Origin of the sequence: Pseudomonas sp. SWRI68 (genome assembly GCF_014269165.1) — a bacterium.
Classification (GTDB): Bacteria; Pseudomonadota; Gammaproteobacteria; order Pseudomonadales; family Pseudomonadaceae; genus Aquipseudomonas; species Aquipseudomonas capeferrum.
This window is the reverse complement of the sequence record NZ_JABWRU010000001.1, coordinates 402,784-422,688: the sequence shown is the minus strand read 5'-3', so window position 1 is coordinate 422,688 and position 19,905 is coordinate 402,784. Positions and strand designations below refer to the sequence as shown.

The following is a 19,905-nucleotide window of genomic DNA, read 5'->3' as shown; positions in this document are numbered from 1 at the left end:
CATGCAAACACTCTCGCAACTGACGTCTACCCACCCCAATACCTTGCGTTGGGCCATCTTCCTCGCCCTGCTCGGCTCCAGCACCGCGCAAGCCTCGGGCGGCCTGGAAGCTGCCAGCGGCCCTGCAGGCACCCCGCTCATCAACAACGGCCATGGCGTCCCGGTCATCGACATCGTTGCACCCAACGCTGGCGGCCTGTCGCACAACCAGTTCCTCGATTACAACGTCGGCAACCCCGGCGTAGTGCTGAACAACGCCACGCAGGCGGGCCAGTCGCAACTGGCCGGCGCCCTTGCAGCCAACCCGCAGTTCCAGGGCCAGGCCGCCTCGACCATCCTCAATGAGGTGATCAGCCGCAACGCTTCGCTGATCGAGGGGCCGCAGGAAATCTTCGGCCGCCCGGCCGACTACATCCTGGCCAACCCCAATGGCATCACCCTCAACGGCGGCAGCTTCATCAACACCACCCGCGCAGGCTTCGTGGTCGGCACCCCGGAATTCGAGGACCAGCAACTCAAATACCTCGACACCCTCAACGCCAGTGGCTCCCTGCAGGTACTCGACGACGGCCAGAGCAACAGCACCGGTGCCCTTGATCTGATCGCGCCGCGAATAGACAGCAAAGGCTTGCTCATGGCTGCCAATGAATTGAACGTCACGGTTGGCCGCAACCGCATCGATCACGCCAGCGGGCAGGTGGTCGAACACCTGCCCGGCGAACAGGGCAGTGTCGATGCCACCCTGTTCGGTGCCATGCGTGCCGGGCGTATCCGTGTGCTGAGCACCGCTGACGGCGCGGGGGTGCGCATGGGGCCGGCAAAGGTGCATGCCGGCGACGGTATCGACATCCATTCGGCCGGCGCCCTGCACATCAGCGGCAAGGCGGACAACCCCAGCGAACTGCACAGCGAACGGGGCGCACTGAACCTCAGCGCCGCGCATGACCTGACCCTGCGGGCCGTCGATGGGAAGGCGCAACAGGTGGTGGTCAAGGCCGGCCAGTCACTCACCCTGGATGCCGACAGCCTGGCAAACACCGAACACGACCGCGAAAACTGGAAGAAGAAGTTTCTCTTCGTCACCCGCGAAACCTACAACCGCGAGCGCACCACCACCCAAAACCAGCAGCACGGCACGCAGTTGCACGGCCAAGACAGCGTAATGCTGCAATCGGGCGCTGACATGCGCCTGGTAGCCGCCGACGTGAAGGCGGGCGGCGAATTGAACGTCGACAGTGGCGGCAAACTGGACATCGTGGCAGGCATCGACAGCCAGCACATCAAACAACAGGTACGTCACCGCAAGGACTTGTGGCGCGGTGACCGCGACACCGAGCAAACCCGGGAAACAGCCCGGGGCAGCACGTTGAATGCCGAGCGCATGGCCCTCACTGCGGCCGATACCCTCACGGTTCAAGGCAGCACGCTGCACAGCAACAGCGACATGCAGATCAAGGCGCGGCAAGTCGAGATCGGCACCACTGCATTGCAGGACAGCGGCACACAGCGCAACTACCGCGGCGACCTGGTCTCCGGGACTTTCTTCCGTGATCGCAAGGGTAATGACACGCAAGGGCAGACGGTGGTTGGCAGCAGTGTGACGGCAGACGGCAAGCTGAACATGACGGCTGACCAGGTCACCATCAAAGGTAGCAAGGTGCACGGCAAGGAAGATTCGGTGCTGTACAGCGAAAAGGGCCTGCTGGCGATCGAGGCCGACCACGGCAGCAGCACGTCGACTGACCATCAGGGCAACAGCAAACTGTTCGGCCTGATCGGCAGCGATCGCAAGGACACCACACGCAAGGACCAGGTACTGCTCAGCGACGTTTCGTCCAGCAGCAACCTGCGCCTGGCCAGCGCCGAGGAGCTACGCATCCACGGGGCAAGAATCGAAGCCGGCAAGCACCTGCAGGTGCAGGCCAAGGGCGACCTGACGATCGACAGCGCGCAGTCGCGCAGCGAAACACAAACCGATCAACAGCAACGCGGCTTCAGTGCCGGCGCCCGGCAGACCCAGGAGGCACAGGACGGCAAACCGCAATCACGCCAGTACGAAGCCAGCGTGGGCTACCAGGTCGCCAACACGACGGGCAAGGTGCAGGAAACAACGCAGGTCGCCAGCGAACTGAAAGGCGCTTCGGTCGATCTGCAAAGCGATGCCGACCTGCAGGTCAATGGCTCCAAGGTCGTGGCAAGCACTGGCGACCTCACTGTGGCCGCCAAACAGGTCAGCCTTGGCGCAACCCGCAATGAACGCGAGTCCGTCAGCAACGACAGCCAGAGTGGAGGCAGCTTGAAAGTGACAGGGGGTATCGATCGACTGGGCAGCGCTTTCGCAGGCCATCACAACACCCAAAGCCAGCTCGAACGCGACAGCACCGTCCAACGCAGCGAGTTGCAGGCCAGTGGGGACGTGAAGCTGGACGCCGAGCGTTTGCTTACCGAAGCCGCGCGCGTCGAAGCTGGCCAGCAACTGAACGTAACCGCCAAGCACATCGAGAACCGTGCCGTGCACAATACCCAAGAGCGTGAAAGCGTCACCAACAACGGGGCAGGCAGCCTGGGCGCCAGCGTCGAATACCGTGACCTCACCCGCCCCATCGAACGGCTGGTGCTGGGCGAAGAGGCGGCGCGCTTCCAGCAGGGCGCGCCTGAAGACGCGATGGTGGCGCCAAGCGCCGGTGCCGACATGACCATAGACCACCTCAAGCGCCTGGAAAACCAACGCCGCGGCTTTGCCCAGGTGAGTGAGCTGTCGGGGGCTGCAGTCGAGGTCAAGGCCGATGTCATCGATGACCAGGGTACCGCGTGGAAGGCCAACACCGGCAAGCTCTTGATCGATGCCACGCAGCACCACCTGAGCGCCGCCGAAAACACCCAGGCCGATACCGTGCAGCGCCTGGCCTATGGCGGCGATGCCCGCGTAGACACCAGCACCGGTAACGATCTCAATGTACGCATTGCCGGTAAAGGCGGCTCGCTGGATAAACACGACCTGGCCAGTACCGCCGTGCCCGGCAGCCTCTATGGCCAACAGGGTATCCAGGTGCAGTTGGGCAGCGATGGCAAGTACGAGGGCACGCGCATCGACGGTGGCGACGGCGCTGTGGTGATGCGTAGCGGCGGCACGCTGTCGTTACCGCAGGCCACTGACCGTAACAGCCAGGCCTCAAAGCAGCTTGACGGTAATGCCTGGGCCAAGGTCGGCAACCGCCCCGGCAGCACCGGCGTCGACACCCGTGGCTACCTGGATCACAACCAGCAGAACAGCGCGCAGACCAAGGCGCAGGTGGCGCAGATCGATGCCAAGGGCGCTGTGCATCTGAGCAGTGAGGCAGACCTTGTATTGGAAGGCACGCGTATCGGCAGCCGTGAAGCCAAGGTCGGCGATACCTTGCTGGAGAGTGGTGGCCGTTTGCAGGTCACTGCGGCCAGCAATACTCAGCAGGCCAAGGGCGGCAGCCTGGGTGGCGGCCTGGAGCTGGCAGCCAAGACTGGCGCGACCAAGGGTGGCGCTGTCGGCGGCCACTTCAACCATGGCAAGCAGAACGAAGACGCCAGCCAGGCCGTCAATGCCAGCTTCGAAAGCGCGGGCAAGCTCACCCTCAGCAGCCGTGCCCGGGAGGACATTGCCTTGCACCTTGAGGGCCTGCAAGCCTCGGCCGAACAAATCGAGCTCAACGCCGCAGGCGGCGGCATGCTGATCGAAGCTTCAAGCGACCGCGAGCAACGCGACAACCTCGACATCACGGCCGGGGCCGGCTTCAACATGGCCAAGGGCGCTACCGATACCCTCGGCCTGCATGGCCGCGCCCAGGTAGCGCTGGACAAGCGTGACAACCACACGTGGAATGCCAGCCAACTGCGCGCCGAAAAAATCCAGTGGCAAAGCCGTGGCGACACGCGCATCGAAGGTGCCAGCCTGGAAGCCGGGCGCATAAACGGTGATGTTGGCGGCGACCTGCGTGTTGCCAGCCGCAAGGACCGCGTCGACAGCTTGAGCGTGAAAGGCGACCTGCGCCTGAGCCAGGAGAAGAACCCGCAGGGCTACACCAACGCCGCCAACGCGCTGGCTGGGCCGCTGAGTGACAAAATCGGCAAAAAAGCCGGCGCTGCCTTGAGCAAAGCCGATCCTGGTTTTTCCCCGACCTTGCGCCTGGAGGTCTCACACCAACAGCGCGACACCGTGACCAGGCAGGCCACGCTCAAGGGCAGTGAAGGGCTTGACCTCAAGGTCGGTGGCGATGCCCACCTGGTGGGCGCCCGGCTGCAATCGGGCAAAGGCGCTGTCGAGTTGAACGCCAATGCCGTTACCCGTGAAACCCTGAATGGCAGCGACTACCGCCGCGATGTGTCGATCGATGCGTCCAACTCGCCGGTGGACCTGGGCACTGCCGTGGCCGAGTTCACCAAAGGCAAGGGCGCTGCAGACGGTGAGAATGCGCTTGACCTGGGGCTATTGCGCACCAGCGGGCACAACCGCAGCGAGCAGTGGGTATCGAGCGTGCAAGGCAAGGCGCAGTAACCGTTGCCCGTCGACGCTTTCATGAACCCACCCATGATGTGGTGACTTGGCCGACCCCACAGATAAACCTTACAAATCAGTAAGATAGCGATCTATCAATGGCCGCGACCTCACTCAAGTGATTACCACCTGATCAGCCGCTGCCCCGCTGTCGCCTCTGGCCCCAGCCATTGCGCACCGCGCAGCAGCGGCGTCAGGGCGGCATCGGGCTGCAACGCGAGGGTGACCTGGGCCTGTCGCCCCAGCAGGTGCGCATCCACCTGCAACTGATGCTGCCCCTGCTGCGCCAACTGCCCCAGCACATGCCAACCACCTCGGCACTGCACCTCGAGCCATCCCTGCCCTAACCCCAACGACCAGGGCTCACTCAGCGCCAGGTCCGTGACACTGATACGCCCCTCGGCAGCCTGGCATCGCCGCCCCGCACCGTGCACCCGCAGCGTACCCTGCCATTGCCCAACCAGGCGATAGGCCGCAGGCACAGTCACCTGCGCCGCTGTGGGCTGAACGTCAAGGCGCCAACGCCAAGGCCAGCCTTCAACCCGCACCTGCCAGGCCTGCCCCTGAAAGCCCAATGCCCCTTGGCCCTGCAAACGCCAGGGCTGCACGGCCCACTGCAATGGCCCGAACGGCCCAAGCTGTGTCGCCTGCCCCTGCCACAAGCTGCCGCTCACTCCCGTTGCCGGCAGGCCGAACCCACGCACCAGCCAACTGGCCGGCAGCTCCACCAGCAAGGTCAGGACAAACACCCACAGCAGCCACGCCACGCTGCCCCGGCTCATGGCCGCAGCACCAGGTCAAAACGCAGGCCGTTGGGGGCTTGCTCCAACCCCCACTGCAACGGTTGCGCGCCCTCGCTCTGCAGCGAAACGACCCAGCCCAGCAGGGCCTGCTCATCGGCCACCTGCCCCTGCATGTGCCAGGTCTCACCCTGTGCGACCACCTCCTGCAACTCGATGCGCCGCGCTTGCGCCGACTGGTGCAGACGCTCCAAGCTCAGCGGCGCGCCCCCCTGCAAACCTGCCGCCGCCTGCGCCAACCCCCGCCATTGGCCAAGCGCGTGCCATTGCGCCAGTCCTTCGCGTACAACCAGCACGCTCGACAGCAGCGCAATCAGCCCCCCGGCCAGTGCCAGGCGATGGCGCTGAACCCAGTCCCGGTTCATGTCGCCACCTCCAGGTCGAAAACCACACGGGTCGACGATGCATCCCCGTTCACTTGCACCTGTGCCCCAACAGCACTGGCCATCTCGCCCCAGGGCGGTGCGGCCCCCTCCCCCTCCACGCGCACATGCCAGCGCTGGCCGTCGAAGCGCACGGCTTGCAGGCGCCAGCCGGGATGCGCTTGCAACCAGGCCTGCAAGCGCCCCTGCAAGTCTGCCAACTGACGCACACGCAATTGCTGTTGCAGTTCGGCTTCGCGCAGGCGCTTGAGCACCTGCGCCGCCTGCCGCGGCCCTGCCTGCTCGCCGGTCACGGCAAGCACCTGGGCTTGCCAGAGCTGCACCTGGCGCCATTGCTGGGCCAACCACAGGCCGCCCCAGGTGCAGGCCAGCAGCAGGCAGGCGGCAAGCAGCTGACGCTGTGCTCGCGAGGGGCCAACAAAGGTGCGAGTTCGCCGCTGCTCGAACAGGCCAGGCAGGCTGTCGAGCGGCGCCAACTCGTCGGGCCAGCGCCCCTCGAGCGGCACCCTGCGCAGTTGCGGCCAGGGTTCGACCCGCACATCGCCCAGCGCATCAGGCCAGGCCAGCCAGCGTTCGCCCGCGCCTTCGCTCAGCCCCTTCATCAAGCTGAACCCGCCCGGCTTCTGCCAACACCAGGCCACACCCGCCTCAGGAACAGGCAGCAACTGAAATTCGGCCCAGCAACACTCGACCGACACCCCCCATTCCACACACTGCCCGCGCCAGCCCTCCAGATGCTGACGTGCCACGGTCAGTAGCCGCACCTGCCCGGCTTCACGGCCCAAACATCCACACACCACCTCATCCGCGCTCTGCAGCAAGCGGTCTTCAAGCAACAATGGCCATTCTTCACGCCTGAGCCCCGGCGGTGCGGGCAACTGGAAGTGGCTGCAGTGCTCGGCAGGCACGATCAACGCCACCCGCGCCTGCAGGTTCTCCGGGGGCTCGCCCTGCCCCTGGCGCTGCGCGATACCGCCCTCGACCAGCAGCCAGTCCCAAGGGCTGCCTGGGCGCAACAACAGCCAAGGCCGGGCCGGCGAACGTCGACGCCAATCAACCTTCATGAACGCCCCCAGGGAATAACGAAAGTGCAGACATACGGTGCTCCATCACGCTGCAGCTCCAGGCGCACACCACGGCCGGGGTGCGCCGGTTGATCGGAAGGCCAGGGTTGCCAGCGGCCGCCCTGGTGATACAAAACGTTCACCTTGCTCACCCCTTCAAGTTGCTCGCGCAACACCCAGCGCGCAGCAGTCGCGGCATACAGGTCGGCCGAACTCTCCAGCAACACACGCTGCTCGCGCGCCTCGAAGCGCAAGCGCTGGCGCTGTAGGCGCGACCCGCCTTCAGCTTCAGGCAGGCCGGTGGCAGCCACCCACAGCAGTTGGCCGTTCGCGGGTTGCCAATCGAACCAGCGGCTGGCCAAGGGCAGACGCTGTTCGTACACCCGGCGCAGCACCGGGCTGTCGAGGCGCCGCTCCAGCGCCAGGCAAAAATCCAGCACCGAGGTTTGCTGGCTGCTCACCTGCAACCGCTCACGCACCTTCAGCCAGCCGTTGACCAATGCCGCCAGCATGATGCCGAGCAGCGCGGTCAGGGCCAGCGCGACCATCAGTTCGATCAGGGTAAGGCCTGCCTGATGCCGCTTCATGGGCGCTCCAGAAAAACACTGTATTGGCCAAGCGGCAGCCGCTGGTCGCGGTCGCCGAACACCTGCAGTTCGCCCCGGCGCAGGTCACGCACGCCGGTGCGGCGCAATCGCATCTGCCAATGGCACAGCTGGCCGCCCTGGCTCAGTTGGCCGCCCACCTGGTTGCTGGTCGGCCAGTACTGTTCGACGACGAAACGGGCTTGCAGCTCGCGCGCGCACAGCAGGCCAAGGCGGTGCTGCTGCAGGTTGTCCTGCACCGCCAGGCGCTGGCGCAGGACCTGGCTGGTGATCACCGCCAGCACGGCGGCAATCGCCAGGGCCACGGTCACTTCCAGCAGAGTGAAACCGCGCTGCTGGCGCTTCATGGCAGTGGCGCCAGCTGTAGCTTGCCATCGCTGCGCCAGGCCCATTGCTGGCTGCCTTTGGCCCAGTGCCAGCGCACCGAGCCCGGCTGAGCCCAGCCTTGCGGCGTGAACAGAAGATGCGGCTGCGCGCTGGCGGGCCAGTCCGGGCGCAGGCCCTTGGGCCAGTCGCCGAGCGCGACGGTCTCGACCACCCAGGCGTCGTCCTCGCGGCGGACAAACTCCGGCCGCTGGCCAGTCCAGCGCAACCCGCGCAACTGCCCGGCATGGCGGGCCAGGGCCGCCTGGGTCCGGGTTTCGGCCGCCAGGCGTTGCAGGGCTTGGTCGACATTCGTCTTGCCGCTGTCGAGCCAGGCCACGGCCAGGCTGGACATCAACCCGGCGATGGCCAGCACCACCAGCAATTCGATCAGGCTGAAGCCTTGTTCACGGCGCACCCTTACAGCGCCCAGTTACCCAGGTCGGCATCCTGCCCTTCGCCGCCAGGCACACCATCGGCACCCAGCGAATAGACATCAACGCGCCCATGCTCGCCAGGCATGCGGTACTGGTACGGCGTCCCCCATGGGTCTTGCGGCAGGCGGCGCACATAGCCATCGCTGCGCCAGGCACGCGGCAGCGGCGCCTGCTCGGGCTTTTTCACCAGCGCAGCCAAGCCTTGCTCGTTACTGGGAAAACGCAGGTTATCCAGCCGGTACATGTCCAGCGCCTGTTCGAGTGTGGCCAGGTCTGCCATGACCTTCTGCCGCATGGCCTTGTCCTGGTTGCCCAGCACACTGGGTGCGACCACGGCGATCAACAGGCCGATGATGAAGATCACCACCATGATCTCCATGAGGGTGAAGCCACGCTGACGGTTACGACGATGCTGCATGGAAGTACTCCTTGTGTTCACAATTGCAGGCCCTGGTTGAGTTGCATGATCGGCAGCAGCACCGCCAGCACGATGAACAGCACCACGGCGCCCATCACCAGGATCATCAGCGGTTCGAAAAGCGCCATGGCGGTGTCCACCTGGCGGGCGAAACCGCGCTCCTGGTCGTCCGCCACCCGTTCCAGCATGTCGGCCAGGGTGCCGCTGGCCTCGCCGCTGCCGACCATGTTCACCAGCAACGGCGGAAACTGTTGGCAGGCATCCAGCGCGCGGTGCAGGCTGGTGCCGCCCTGCACCTGCTGGCGCACCTGCTCCATGGCCAGGCGGATGCGCCGGTTGGAAACTGTCTCGGTGGCCACCTGCAGGGCTTCGAGCAGGGCCACGCCGCTGCTGCTGAGAATCGCCAGGCTACGTGCCAGCCGCGCGCTTTCCAGCACCTGCAACAGGCCGCCCACACGCGGCAGGCGCAACAGCAACTCATCACGGCGCAGGCACCAGTGCGGCTTGCGCAGCAGCCAGCCACCGAGCAGCGTCAGCAGCATCGCCAGGCCCAGCAACCAGGGCCCGGCGTGCACCAGCCCCTGGCTCAGGCCGATCAGCAAGGCGGTTATCAACGGCAGGCTCTGCCCGGCGTGGGCAAACTGCTCGGTGAGCTTGGGCACCACGAAGGTCATCAGGCCGATCACCACGGCAAGCGACACCCCCATCAGCACACAGGGGTAGATCAATGCAGTACGCGCCTTGTGCTGCTGGCGTTGCACCTGCTCCAGGTGATCGGCCAGGCGCGTGAGCACCTGGGCCAGGCGCCCGGAGCGCTCACCGGCCTCGACCAGCGCACAGTACAGGCCGCTGAACGGCGCCCCCTGGCGGGCCAGGCTGCGCGCCAGCCCCAGGCCTTCGGCGAGCGAACCGCGCAAGGCCACCAGCACGCTGTGCAAGGCAGGCTGGCGCAATTGCCGTTCGAGGGTGGCCAGGGCGTCGACCAAGGGGATCCCCGCGCCGGTCAAGGTCGCCAACTGGCGGGTCAGTTCGCACAGTTGCGCACGGCTCAGGCGCTGGCGGCGGGGTTGCCGCACGCCTGCCTCGTGGCGCTGCAACTGGCGGGCGAACAGGCCCTGGTCACGCAACAGCTGGCGCGCATGGCGCTCGCTGTCGGCCTGCAGGCAGGCCTTGTGGGTCTTGCCGGCCAGGTCGACGGCTTGATAACGATAGGTCGGCATGGCTCAGCCCTGCACCACGCGCAACACTTCGGCCAGGCTGGTCTCGCCACGCGCCAGGCAATCGCTGGCCATGGCTACCAGGCTGCGCCGACGGTCGGCCAGGTAATCCTGCATGGCTTGCTCACTGGCGCCGTCGTACAGCAGCGCGATCAGGCCGGCGTCCAGCTCGATGAACTCGTACAGGCCCAGGCGCCCGACATAGCCACTGCCCTGGCAGTGCTCGCAACCGACGGCGTGGTAACTGCTGCCCAGCGCACACAGCTCGGGCCACAAGTCACGTTCGGCGGTTTGCAGCGGCTGCGCCACCGCACACTGGCACAGCCGCCGCACCAGGCGCTGCGCCAGCACACCGCGCAGGCACGACGCGATCAGAAAGGGTTCGATGCCCATGTCACGCAGGCGGGTCACTGCCCCCACTGCGCTGTTGGTGTGCAGGGTCGAGAGCACCAGGTGGCCGGTGAGGCTGGCTTGCACAGCTATCTGTGCGGTTTCCTGGTCACGGATTTCGCCGAGCATGATCACATCCGGGTCCTGGCGCAGGATTGCGCGCAGGCCACTGGCAAAGGTCAGCCCGGCGCGTGGGTTGATGGCCGTCTGGCCGATGCCGGCGATGGCGTACTCCACCGGGTCTTCGACGGTGAGGATGTTGCGGCTGCCATCGTTGAGGCTGTTGAGGCTGGCGTACAGCGTGGTGGTCTTGCCCGAGCCGGTGGGGCCGGTGGACAGCACGATGCCATTGGGCCGCGCCAGGCAACTGCGCAGACCTTGCAGCACGGCGGCCGGCATGCCCAGGTTGTCCAGCGCCAGCAGGCTGGCCTGCTTGTCGAGCACGCGCATCACCACCCGTTCACCGTGAATGCCCGGCAGCGTCGAGACCCGCACATCGACCTCGCGCCCTGCCGCCCGCAAGGTGATGCGGCCATCCTGGGGTTGGCGTTTCTCGGCGATGTCCAGCCGCGCCATGACCTTGATGCGTGACACCAGCATCGCCGACAGCGCCCGCGGCGGGCGCAGCACCTCGCGCAGGTGGCCGTCGACCCGCAGGCGCACCACCAGGCTCTGTTCGAAGGTCTCGATATGGATATCCGAGGCACGCAGGCGCAAGGCCTGGCCGAACAGCCCGTTTATCAGGCGGATCACCGGCGCCTCGTCATCGCTTTCGAGCAAGTCCTCGATGCGCGGCATCTCGCTCATCAGGCTGTCCAGGTCGACCTGGTCGCCGATACCTTCGATCAGCGCTGCGGTGGCCGCATCGCCGCCCTGATACAGCTGTGCCAGTTGTTCGTCGAATGCTGCGGGCTCCAGGTAGGCCAGCGCACCGGGCTGGCCATGCACCCGCAGCAGCTCCTGCAACACCTCGCTGTCAGCGTCGCGGCGCAGCCACAATTGCCAGCCGTCTTGCGCGGGGGTCATGGCCAGGCCTGCCTGGCGTGCCAGCCGATAGGGCAGCATCACCAGTTACCGCCGTCCAGGCGCGCCCGGCTGGCGGGGAACACCTGCAGCAGCGGCGTGGCGCCTTCAGCACCGGCAAGGTCCGGCAACTGCAGCGGGGTGGTCTGCTGCAGGGTGCGGTACTTGCCTTCGCTGAGCCCGGCCAGGCTCGGCCCATCGCGCAGGATGCGCGGGCGAATGAAGACCATCAGGTTCTGTTTGGTGTTCTTGCTGGCGTCGGAACGGAACAGGCGGCCCAGGTAGGGGATGTCACCCAGCAGCGGTACGCGCTGGTTGCTGGTACTCAGCTCGTCGCTGATCAGGCCGCCCAGAATCACCAGGCCGTTGTCTTCGACCATGACCTTGGTCTTGATCTCACGCTTGTTGGTGATCACATCGCTGGCAGCGCTGGAGTCGGCAATCGACGAGACCTCCTGGACGATGTCCAGGCGCACGCTGTTGTCGATGTTGATCTGCGGTTTGATCCGCAGCTTGACCCCGACCTCCTTGCGCTCGATGGTCTGGTAGGGGTTGGCGTTGTTCTGCGTCACCGAGCCAGTGACGAAGGGCACTTCCTGGCCAACCAGGATCGACGCCTCGGCGTTGTCCAGGGTCAGCAAGGTTGGCGTGGACAGCAAGTTGAAGCCGCTCTTGCCCTTGAGCGCATTGACCAGCATGGCGAAGTTGAAACCGCCGCCGAAGTGGCCGATGCCGGCAGTGGCCCCGGCGGTGGCAGACAACAGCTTGCCCAGTGCCTCGGTGTCTTCGCTGGCGGCAGCACCGGCGATGTTGGCGATGTTCACCCCGTTGCTGCCGAAGTTGACGATACCGGCACCGAACTTCTCGTCGGCGAACAGCCACTGCACACCCAGCTCCTGGGCACTGCTGTCGGACACCTCGGCGATGATCGCCTCGACCACCACCTGGGCACGGCGGATATCCAGCTGCTCGACGATGGCACGGTAGGCGGCCAGCTCGCTGTCGGGGCCGACCATGACTACAGCGTTGGTGCCCTCTTCGTATTCCAGGCGAATGCCCGAGCCACCGGGGGCGGCCATCACCGGCCGGTCCTTGGCTTCGCCCTCGGCCACGCCTTCTGCCGGCGCCATGCCTTCCTGGCTGAGCCCGCGCAGCACCTTGACCACTTCACTGGCCGTGGCGTGCCGCAGGTAGATGACTTGGGTACTGCTGCTGCCCGCCGTCTCGCTGGGGCGGTCGAGCTGATGCAGCAGGCTGGCGATGCGTTCGAGGTTGCTGCGCCAGTCGGTGACGACCAACTGGTGCGCCGCCGGGTACGGGGTGATCACCCCAACCCGTGGGTCGATCAATGGCTTGAGTATGCCAAGCACCTGCTCGGTGGCGGCGTTGCGCACATTGAATACGCGGGTCGCCACGCTGTCGCTGCCTTCGCCCTGCTGCCCGGCAGGCTCCACCGGCACCGGCTCCAGGCGCGCCGCCTGGTCGGGGACGATCTTCACGCTGCCATTGGGCAGGTCGACGGTGGCGTAGCCCTGGGCGCGCAGTTGGGCGAGGAAGATGTCATAGATGGCATCGGCGTCGTGCAGGTCGACGGTGCGCACGGTGACCTTGCCCTTGACCCGCGGGTCGACGATGAACGTGGTACCGGTGATGCGCGACACGCTGTCGATGAATTCACCCAGCTCGGTGTCGACGAAGTTCACCTCGTACATCGGCGTGCCGTCGTCATCGAACACCGGCTCCTCGGCGCTCGCAACCGGCAGGCCCACGGCCAAGGCCAGGCTCAGTGCAGCCGCCATGCAGTATTTAACAGGCATCGTTCATCCTTGCCGCTTGAGGCCGGTCACGGCGGGGCGTGGCGGCCAGGGCAGGCGTTCACGCCGCCCTTGGTTATTGAAAATCAGGCCATCGCTGTCGATGTCCTGCAGCACGATCCCCGGTGCCAGGCGCTGGCCGCGGGCCAGGGTGCGCACCTGTTGTTCGTAGCGCAGCACCACCACGCTGGCCGACAACGGCTGGGCCTTGAGGCCACCGAGGTAGTGCAAGGGCAAACGGGTGATGACGATCGCGCCGTCGTCGACGGGTGCCTGCCAGTGGCCGACCATCAACCCCGGCAGTTGCGTCTCGGTGGCCGGCGAGCGGCTGGCCGGTTGTGGCTGGCGGCCCAGTTGCAACACGCACTGTGCAGCGAGCCAGCCGGCCAGGGTCAGGCAGCCACCAGTGATCAGCCGCGAAGCGAAGCTCACGAAGCCATCTGCCGGGGGTGCCAGCCTGGGTGGCCCTGCACATAGCGCACTTCGGGCCATTGCAGCGCTGTCAGTTGCCAGTCAGGCGCCTGCCGTGCCAGCCAGGCCTCTACCCGCTGCCAGAGCGGCTCGCCGGCCTGCGACGCGAACTGCAGGCCAAACGTGCGGCACAACCCCTCGCTCGGCTGCAGGCCGCTGATGCGTTTGCCCTGGGGGCTGTAGCTGACTTGCCAGGCCTGGCCCTGCCAGCGCGGCAGGTCCTGGCTGTTGTCCAGCAGCAACGGGTCGCCAAACAGCTGTTCCGCGGCATTTTCCAGCACTTGCTCGACCTGCCGGGCCGGAGCCTCGACCACCGGGGCCGGGTAACCGCCGGTCAGGCTGATCAGGTGCTCACGGGTAATCGCTGTACCTGCCGCCAACGGGCAGTCGTAACGCAGGCCCGGCAGCAACACCGGCAGGCTGCCGTCATCGGCCAAAGCCTGATGCAGCAGGCGGTCCCAGCTGCCGCCACGGGTGTCACGCCGCCACAGCGCCTGGGGCGCGCGGGCCAGCGGTTGATCGAGCCACGCCGCGTGGCCGGCGCGCTGTTGGTTCAACTGCGCCCGCAATTGCCCGGCACGCACCTGTGCTGCCGGTGAAAGCGTCTGTTCGAACGTCGGGAAGAAGCGCCCCTCGAACTGCCATTGCCCCGCCACCTGCTGGCAGCGCAAGCGAAACGCACCGCTGCCCCGGCAGCCGGCAAACAGCACCGGCACGCGGCGGCCGCTGGCCTGGGTGGCCTGCACCGGTGTTGGCCACAGGTCCTGGCCACGTGCGCACAGCAACAGGTCGATGGCCGGCAGCCGTTCAGCCAGCCACAGCCCCGGCCCGGTACCGACATCGGCCAGGGCCACCACCAGGTCGGCCTCGCGCCGGGCCTGTTGGAAAACCGGCAGCAAGGCCTGATACCACTGTTTGAGGGAGGCTTTCTGGTCTTGCGCGTAAGGGTCGGTGACACCGACCACGGCAATGCGCGCGCCGCCCCGTTCGAACAGCTGCAGGGGTTCGAGCCCAAGGGCCTGGCGTTGTTCGTCAGCGAGCCCGGCGCCAAGCGTAGTGGCGGACGCCTGGCGGTAGAGTGCTGCGCTGCGCTGTGGCCAGAGCACGCGCTCGTCACTGCTGACCCGCGCTTCGCTGCCCAGCAGTTGGCTGCCTTGCACGCCACTTTCACCCTGGGTCAGGTAGGCCAGGCCGCTGCCATTCCAACCTTGGCCGTTCTCCAGGGTCAAGCTGTTGCCTGCACCGGCCTCGCCACGCAGTTGCTCCAGCAATGCGCCGAGTACGGCATAGCCACCCAGGTTGGCCTCGTCGGCCCGGCCGGCATCGAGCAGTGGCGCCAGTTGCGGAAAGGCGATGCTGGCGCTGGCACCGGTCATCCACGGCGCACGCCCGAGGTGGCTGACCGGCCCCAGGCGCGTCGCCGGGACCACAGCCCGGCCGGGTTGGCGGGCATCGAGGGTGTCGGCGACATAGAGCAAGTCCAGGCGGGCATTGCCACCGCGCGGCCCCGGCAAGGCGGAACAGGCGCCGAGCAACGGTGCCAAGGCACCGACACCCATCCAACTGATCACTTCGCGCCTGTTAACACTGCTTGCCATCGAACCCGCCATCCTTATCCACGTTCACGTTGGGCCCGGATGTTGCGGCGTTCGCATGACAGTTTGATGGCAGAAATCCGACAGCAATTCCAAATTGATCTGTCGGACACATATCTAAGAACCGACAGTTTTAAGCACTCGTTAACATTTCTGCCAAGGAATCATCACACTTGCGCTCTAAAGTCGCGGTTTCCTTCAACTCAGCCAAACATAAGGACACCCTGATGAGTCGAGATACCGGCGACAACCTGGACCGGAACCACAGCGGCAATATGCCGATGGCCAACGTCATGGACGCCTACCTCAGCCGCCGCAGCATCATGCGTGGCAGCCTGGGCGCCGCCATCGCCATGATCGCCGGTACCGGCCTGACAGGCTGCTTCGACGGTGGTGGTTCCGATCACGATGATCCTGTCACCGAGCCACCGGTGACGGAGCCACCTGTTACCGAACCGGAAGTCCCGAAATTGGCACTGGGCTTCCAGTCCATCCCAGGTTCGCGCACCGATGCCTGTGTCGTCGCCGCAGGCTACAGCGCCTACGTGCTGGCGCCCTGGGGCACGCCGCTGAACAGCAATGCCAGCCCGTGGAAGTCCGATGGCAGCAACACCTCGGCCGACCAGGCCAATGCCATGGGCATGCACCACGACGGCATGCACTTCTTCCCGATCAATGGCAGCTCCGAAGACGGCCTGCTGGCGATCAACTTCGAGTACATCGATGCTGCCGCCTTGCACCCAGCTGGCCCCACCCTAGATGCCAACGGCAAGCGCCCGGCCGAAGAGATCCGCAAAGAGATCAACGCCCACGGCGCTGGCGTGGTGCGCCTGCAGAAGGTCAGCGGGCGCTGGCAGGTGGTCGACAACGACCCGCTGAACCGCCGCTTCACCACCGCCTCGCGCATGGAAATCACTGGCCCGCTGCGCGGCACCGACCACGTCAAGACCAAGTATTCCAGCGCCGGCACCCACTGCCGCGGCACCAACAACAACTGCGGCAACGGCTACACCCCATGGGGCACCTACCTGACCTGTGAAGAGAACTGGCCGGGCATCTTCGTCAACAAGGGCACCCGCCCCGAAGACCAGCGCCGCATCGGCGTGGGCACCTCCAGCGGCCAGTACAAATGGGAAAGCGCTGCCGGTGACAGCACCGAAGTAGCCGACGAATTCACCCGTTTCGACGTCACCGTCAAAGGCGCCAGCGCCACCGACGACTACCGCAACGAAGCCAGCACCTACGGCTACATCGTCGAAATCGACCCGTACAACAGCGCCACCCTGGCGACTAAGCGGACGGCACTGGGGCGCTTCCGTCACGAAGGCTGCTGCCCGGGCCTGCCGGTGGCTGGCAAACCGCTGGTGTGGTACATGGGCGACGACTCGAACAACGAGTACCTGTACAAGTTCGTCTCCACCGCCGTGTGGGACGCCGCCGACGCAAGCCCGGCCGACCGCCTGGCCACCGGGGCCAAGTACATGGACCAAGGCAAGCTCTACGTGGCCCGCTTCAATGCCGACGGCACAGGCGTGTGGCTGCTGCTCGACGTGGCCACTGCCACCACCGGCGGCAGCACCCTTGGCGCGCTGTACAGTGACCTGCCGGGTATCATCCTCAACACTCGCGGTGCGGGCGATGCCGTGGGCGCGACCCCAATGGACCGCCCGGAATGGACCACAGTCAACCCGCTCAATGGCGATGTCTACCTGACCCTGACCAACAACAGCGCGCGCACCCCGGAAAAAGTCGACGCCGCCAACCCGCGTGGCCCGAACCGTCACGGCCACATCATCCGCTGGCACGACAGCGACGATCAGCTGAGCTTCACCTGGGACATTTTCGTGTTTGGCGCCAACGCTGCCGGCACCGCCGACATCAACCGCTCCGGGCTGACCGAGCTGAACCAGTTCGCCAGCCCCGATGGCATGAGTTTCGATAGCCGTGGCGTGTTGTGGTTCGAGACCGACAACGGTGAGAGCACCCTGACCGATTACACCAACGACCAGTTGCTGGCGGTGATCCCGACGGACCTGGTGGATGCCACGGGCAAACAGGTGCCAGTCAACGCGCAGAACCAGGTGGACCTGCGGCGTTTCTTCGTTGGGCCGAACGGCTGCGAGGTGACGGGGATTGCCTTCAGCCCGGACAACAAATCGATGTTCGTGAACATCCAGCATCCGGAGAACTGGCCGTATACCGACAAGGCTACCGATGCTACCCCGGCGGGGGCTACGGTAAGGCCGCGGGCTTCGACCGTGGTGATTCAGCGTGATGATGGCGGGGAGATCGGCACCGCCTGACCAGGCGCCGGGCCGTCAGCCTCGCGCTGGCTGTACCGGCCTCTTCGCGGGGCAAGCCCGCGAAGAGGCCGGCGAGGTTTACCAGAGTATCGGCTCACGACTCTTCACCCGCACCTGCTGCGCCGGCACCCGCGCATGCCACTGCACCACCCCCAGCGCCTCGACCTGAAACGCGCTGCGCATCACCCGCCCCTCTTCCTCGAACGACAGCTGCAACACAAAGTGCCCACTGTTGAGCAGCAACCCTTCGCTCAACCGTTCGAACGTCTCATCATCCACCGCCCCCAACGCCTGGCGCAGCGCCGCCGCATCCACATAGCCTGATGCCGGCCGGCCACTGACGATGCGGCTGAGCAGCGAACGCGGATACCGCCCCTCATACAGGGCATCGAGCAACGGCAGATGCTCCAACCCCAGGGCATTGGCGTTCAAGCGCCAGCCCGTGGTCTGCGGCAGGGCGCACAGCATCGGGTAGCGGCGCTGGCGCGTGGCGTCCGGCTCCAGCAGCAGGTTCAGCTCGCTGGTGTCGAGCATCGCTTGATTGGCCGCCAGGCGCGGGGGTTGCTGGCGCAGGTACTGGGCACTCTCGGCCCCCTGCAAACGCGCATCGCTGTCACTGTCGAGCCAGTCGGCCAGGCCGTCGACCAGGCGCTCGGCCGCCATGTCATCGCCCAGCAGGCGGCGCAACTGGCGCTCGGCACGTTCACCGTCGGCACCGAGCAAAGCGTTTACGTTGAAGCAGGCGTGCTGGTCGCGTACCTGCAATTGCGCCTGGCCTGCGCCAAAGTCGTAGTTCAGCGGCTGCCCACGCAACGCCTGCCAGAACAACGGACTAAGCCGCCAGGCCGGGTCGCGCAGCGCCTGCTCGGCATAGGCCAGGCCGGCCTGTTCCATCGCCCGCACCTGCACCCGCTGGTGCAACAGGCGCACTTCATCAACCTGGCGCCGGCCATCCTCCACCAGCCAGGCCATACCTGCCGCGAGCATCGCCAACACCACCATTACCATCAGCAGGGCCGCGCCCTGCTGTCGTCTGCCGCCCATCCGCGTGCGCCTCTCATGGCCCGTAAAAGCGCCAGTCAACACGCCAGTTGTTGCAGGTAGATGGCAATCGCCCTTCCGTCATGTTCGCGTCATCTACGCGAGGCAGGATTACCCTTCCTTTTCATGGCCTTACAGGAGTGGTCGCAATGGGTGGCATTGGCATCTGGCAACTGGTGATCGTACTGATGATCGTATTCCTGCTGTTTGGTACCAAGCGCCTCAAGGGCTTGGGCAGCGATGTTGGCGAAGCCATACAAGGGTTTCGCAAGTCCATGGGCGGTGACAACGAAGCCAACCCATCCGGCCCGGCTCAGGTGCAGCAGCAGGCACCGCTGGCCGGCCAGGCTACGGCGCAGTCGCAAACGGACCGTCAGGCCTGATGTTCGAGGTAGGCTTCAGCGAGTTGTTGCTGGTTGGCATCGTCGCACTGCTGGTGCTCGGGCCCGAGCGGCTGCCGGTTGCGGCACGTACGCTCGGGCGCGGCCTGGGCCAGGCACGCAGGGCCATGCAGGGCCTGCGCGCACAGATGGAACGGGAGATCGAGTTGCCCAACTTCGACAGCGAGCCCCTGCAGCGCCTTGAGCAGGACATTCGCCAGGGCATCAGCCTTGCCGCACAACCGGCCAATGACCCGGCAACCGTCCCAGTGCCCAGGGAGAATGCCTCATGAGCCTCGCCATGGACCCTGCGGCAGCTATGCCGCTGACCGAGCACCTGCGCGAGCTGCGCAAGCGCCTGGTGCGCTGCCTGGCAGTGGTCGCGTTGGTATTCGCAGGGCTGTTCCCCTTCGCCCAGCCCCTCTACACACTGATCTCCGAACCGCTGCGCCGCTTCCTGCCGGAAGGCGCCAGCATGATCGCGACCAGTGTCACCTCACCCTTTCTGACCCCTTTCAAGCTGACCGCAATGTGCGCGCTGTTCGTCGCCATGCCGCTGTTGCTGCACCAGGCGTGGGGGTTTCTGGCGCCGGGCCTGTACCGCCGCGAACGGCGCATTGCCCTGCCGCTGCTGGTGTCGAGCATTTTGCTGTTCTATGCCGGCATGGCGTTTGCGTTCTTTCTGGTGTTCCCGATGATGTTCGGCTTTTTCGCCAGCGTGACGCCCGATGGCGTGGCGATGATGACCGACATCAGCCAGTACCTGGACTTCATCATGGCGCTGTTCCTGGCGTTCGGGCTGGCCTTCGAGATCCCGGTGGCGACGTTCATTGTGGTGTGGGTGGGGCTAGCGGATGTCGCAACGCTCAGGCGCAGCAGGCCCTACGTGATCGTCGGCTGTTTTGTGGTGGGGATGATTCTGACGCCGCCGGACGTGTTTTCGCAGACGATGCTGGCGGTGCCGATGTGGGTGCTGTTCGAGGTGGGGTTGTTGGCGTGCGGGGCATTGCACAAGCCCGCTGCCCACCCCTGAGCGAGGCGCTGATGCCCCGCGGCCCCGGAGTCACTTCCCG

18 protein-coding genes are annotated in these 19,905 nt (G+C 65.9%); 5 read left to right on the top strand and 13 right to left on the bottom strand.

The features are described from left to right. Nucleotide 1: 1 nt before the first annotated feature. Nucleotides 2-4,528: a hemagglutinin repeat-containing protein gene (locus HU770_RS01855; RefSeq protein ID WP_186662953.1), complete on the top strand. Its 4,527-nt coding sequence runs from the start codon at nt 2-4 to the stop codon at nt 4,526-4,528. 122 nt (nt 4,529-4,650) lie between these two features. Here the strand turns inward: HU770_RS01855 and HU770_RS01850 are convergent, their stop codons facing one another. The 12 genes from HU770_RS01850 to HU770_RS01795 are packed head-to-tail and all read right to left on the bottom strand — an operon-like array spanning nt 4,651 to nt 15,111. Beyond that, nucleotides 4,651-5,310: a general secretion pathway protein GspN gene (locus tag HU770_RS01850; protein WP_186654316.1), complete on the bottom strand. Its 660-nt coding sequence runs from the start codon at nt 5,308-5,310 to the stop codon at nt 4,651-4,653. Next, entirely contained in the window at nt 5,307-5,693 is a 387-nt protein-coding gene (gene gspM / locus HU770_RS01845) for a type II secretion system protein GspM (protein ID WP_186662952.1), read from the bottom strand. Before gspM ends, HU770_RS01850 begins: the two co-directional genes overlap by 4 nt. Next, entirely contained in the window at nt 5,690-6,775 is a 1,086-nt protein-coding gene (gene gspL / locus HU770_RS01840) for a type II secretion system protein GspL (protein ID WP_186662951.1), read from the bottom strand. Before gspL ends, gspM begins: the two co-directional genes overlap by 4 nt. Further along, complete coding sequence (locus HU770_RS01835) at nt 6,772-7,362, bottom strand: prepilin-type N-terminal cleavage/methylation domain-containing protein (RefSeq protein WP_186654307.1); 591 nt, start codon at nt 7,360-7,362, stop codon at nt 6,772-6,774. Before HU770_RS01835 ends, gspL begins: the two co-directional genes overlap by 4 nt. Further along, complete coding sequence (locus HU770_RS01830) at nt 7,359-7,727, bottom strand: type II secretion system protein GspI (RefSeq protein WP_186654303.1); 369 nt, start codon at nt 7,725-7,727, stop codon at nt 7,359-7,361. Before HU770_RS01830 ends, HU770_RS01835 begins: the two co-directional genes overlap by 4 nt. Next, entirely contained in the window at nt 7,724-8,161 is a 438-nt protein-coding gene (gene gspH, locus HU770_RS01825) for a type II secretion system minor pseudopilin GspH (protein ID WP_186662950.1), read from the bottom strand. Before gspH ends, HU770_RS01830 begins: the two co-directional genes overlap by 4 nt. Nucleotides 8,162-8,163: 2 nt before the next feature. Then, the gene (gspG, locus tag HU770_RS01820; protein ID WP_033700983.1) at nt 8,164-8,598 is read right to left on the bottom strand and encodes a type II secretion system major pseudopilin GspG; all 435 of its coding nucleotides are present in this window, start codon (nt 8,596-8,598) and stop codon (nt 8,164-8,166) included. 17 nt (nt 8,599-8,615) lie between these two features. After that, the gene (gspF, locus tag HU770_RS01815; protein WP_186662949.1) at nt 8,616-9,818 is read right to left on the bottom strand and encodes a type II secretion system inner membrane protein GspF; all 1,203 of its coding nucleotides are present in this window, start codon (nt 9,816-9,818) and stop codon (nt 8,616-8,618) included. Between the two features lie 3 nt (nt 9,819-9,821). Further along, complete coding sequence (locus tag HU770_RS01810) at nt 9,822-11,270, bottom strand: ATPase, T2SS/T4P/T4SS family (protein WP_186654287.1); 1,449 nt, start codon at nt 11,268-11,270, stop codon at nt 9,822-9,824. Then, on the bottom strand, nt 11,270-13,027 hold the full coding sequence (gspD, locus tag HU770_RS01805) for a type II secretion system secretin GspD (protein ID WP_186663049.1): 1,758 nt from the start codon (nt 13,025-13,027) through the stop codon (nt 11,270-11,272). The genes HU770_RS01810 and gspD overlap by 1 nt, the downstream gene beginning before the upstream one ends. 21 nt (nt 13,028-13,048) lie before the next feature. After that, nucleotides 13,049-13,474, bottom strand: coding sequence for a pilus assembly protein PilZ (locus HU770_RS01800; RefSeq protein WP_095064066.1), 426 nt, complete (start codon nt 13,472-13,474; stop codon nt 13,049-13,051). Beyond that, nucleotides 13,471-15,111 carry a lipoprotein UxpA gene (locus HU770_RS01795; protein WP_186662948.1) on the bottom strand — a complete coding sequence of 547 codons (1,641 nt, stop codon included), beginning with the start codon at nt 15,109-15,111 and terminating at the stop codon, nt 13,471-13,473. Before HU770_RS01795 ends, HU770_RS01800 begins: the two co-directional genes overlap by 4 nt. 224 nt (nt 15,112-15,335) lie before the next feature. On the opposite strand from HU770_RS01795, the gene HU770_RS01790 reads away from it, so the two are divergent. After that, entirely contained in the window at nt 15,336-17,411 is a 2,076-nt protein-coding gene (locus HU770_RS01790; protein ID WP_186662947.1) for a PhoX family phosphatase, read from the top strand. 78 nt (nt 17,412-17,489) lie between these two features. Here the strand turns inward: HU770_RS01790 and gspK are convergent, their stop codons facing one another. Continuing rightward, complete coding sequence (gene gspK, locus HU770_RS01785; protein WP_186662946.1) at nt 17,490-18,455, bottom strand: type II secretion system minor pseudopilin GspK; 966 nt, start codon at nt 18,453-18,455, stop codon at nt 17,490-17,492. A gap of 146 nt (nt 18,456-18,601) precedes the next feature. On the opposite strand from gspK, the gene tatA reads away from it, so the two are divergent. The 3 genes from tatA to tatC are packed head-to-tail and all read left to right on the top strand — an operon-like array spanning nt 18,602 to nt 19,865. Then, on the top strand, nt 18,602-18,835 hold the full coding sequence (gene tatA / locus HU770_RS01780; RefSeq protein WP_033700993.1) for a twin-arginine translocase TatA/TatE family subunit: 234 nt from the start codon (nt 18,602-18,604) through the stop codon (nt 18,833-18,835). After that, complete coding sequence (gene tatB / locus HU770_RS01775; RefSeq protein WP_186654266.1) at nt 18,835-19,125, top strand: Sec-independent protein translocase protein TatB; 291 nt, start codon at nt 18,835-18,837, stop codon at nt 19,123-19,125. Before tatA ends, tatB begins: the two co-directional genes overlap by 1 nt. After that, the gene (gene tatC / locus HU770_RS01770; RefSeq protein ID WP_186654264.1) at nt 19,122-19,865 is read left to right on the top strand and encodes a twin-arginine translocase subunit TatC; all 744 of its coding nucleotides are present in this window, start codon (nt 19,122-19,124) and stop codon (nt 19,863-19,865) included. The genes tatB and tatC overlap by 4 nt, the downstream gene beginning before the upstream one ends. The last annotated feature ends 40 nt before the right edge of the window (nt 19,866-19,905 follow it).